The sequence below is a fragment of the Gilliamella sp. B3892 genome (assembly GCF_026536305.1).
In the GTDB taxonomy this organism is placed as follows: domain Bacteria; phylum Pseudomonadota; class Gammaproteobacteria; order Enterobacterales; family Orbaceae; genus Gilliamella.
This window is the reverse complement of sequence record NZ_JAFNOK010000031.1, coordinates 1-1,303: the sequence shown is the minus strand read 5'-3', so window position 1 is coordinate 1,303 and position 1,303 is coordinate 1. Positions and strand designations below refer to the sequence as shown.

1 protein-coding gene is annotated in these 1,303 nt (G+C 42.7%); it reads left to right on the top strand.

The annotated features are described in order from the left end of the window. Positions 1-1,176, top strand: a 1,176-nt coding sequence (locus J3U74_RS12330; protein ID WP_267328912.1) for a ShlB/FhaC/HecB family hemolysin secretion/activation protein, incomplete at its 5' end; no start/stop codon positions are given. Positions 1,177-1,303: the final 127 nt, after the last annotated feature.

Here is a 1,303-nt window from a genome sequence, read left to right as displayed (position 1 = left end):
ATGCCGGCAAGAGAAGGGAAAATCTTAAATTTACGTGATATCGAGCAAGGGCTTGAAAATCTTCAGCGCATACCAACAGTCAGCACGCAAATGCAATTAGTCCCGGGTGATAAGCCGGGTGAAAGCGATATTATGATTAGTCGCAAGCAGACTAAAATGTGGCGATTAGGGTTATCGATTGATGACTCGGGTACCAAAGCTACCGGTCGTGATCAGGGCGGTGCCACGTTATATCTGGACAACCTGTTATCATTGAGTGATTCGTTTTATGGATCAGTAGGACATGATTTAAACGGAAAAGGCGAATACGGCTCCCGTAACTTTTTATTGTCCTATTCGGTACCTTTCGGCTATTGGACGCTCAATACCTCATTATCCGGTAATAAATATCATCAAACTGTAGCCGGGCAAAATGTCAATTATCAGTACAGTGGGCGCAGCCGTAATGCCAATATCCAACTTAGCCGCGTTATTCACCGTAATGAGTCACAAAAAACAACCTTAAGCTATGGCCTTTCACTGCGTCAATCGCATAACTATGTCAATAATACGGAGCTTGAAGTTCAGCAGCGTAAAACCACCCATTGGCAACTGGGTTTACAGCATCGACACTATATTAAAGATATCACGTTAGATGCGGGTATAACTTATCAAAAAGGCGTACGTTGGTTTAATGCTAAAAAAGCGCCGGAAGAAAAAAGCCCGGAAAATAGCGGCAGTCCCCTGTCAGAGATCTTTTTAGTTAACTTTTCAGCCAATGTCCCATTTAGTTTGGCTGAGCAACCGTTTCGCTATCGATTAGATTATCAAGGGCAATATACCCGAGGGGGGGATTTAACCTCACCTGAACAGTTTTCAATCGGCGGACGTTGGAGTGTACGCGGTTTTGATGGCGAGCTTACCTTGAAAGCCGATCGAGGCTGGTATTTACGTAATGAGTTTGCCTGGCAAGCACCGCTTAATCACGAGCCTTATCTGGGTATTGATACCGGTGAAGTATCCGGTACCAAAAGTGAGTACCTGCTTGGCCGACATTTAACCGGTGGCGTAGTTGGTGTGCGGGGCAATAATTATGGATTCTATTATGACGTCTTTGCCGGTAAGCCAATTCGCAAACCGAAAGGATTTAAAACCAATCCATTGACGTTAGGCTTTAATATCAATTGGAATTATTAACTGAGTATTGCGTGAATTACACATCGTATACCCGACCAGTTATACATGGAAATAAGTAATAAACAGAATGGAATGAAGGAATTAAAAAATGAATAAGCACCTATATCGAGTCATTTTTAATAAAAAA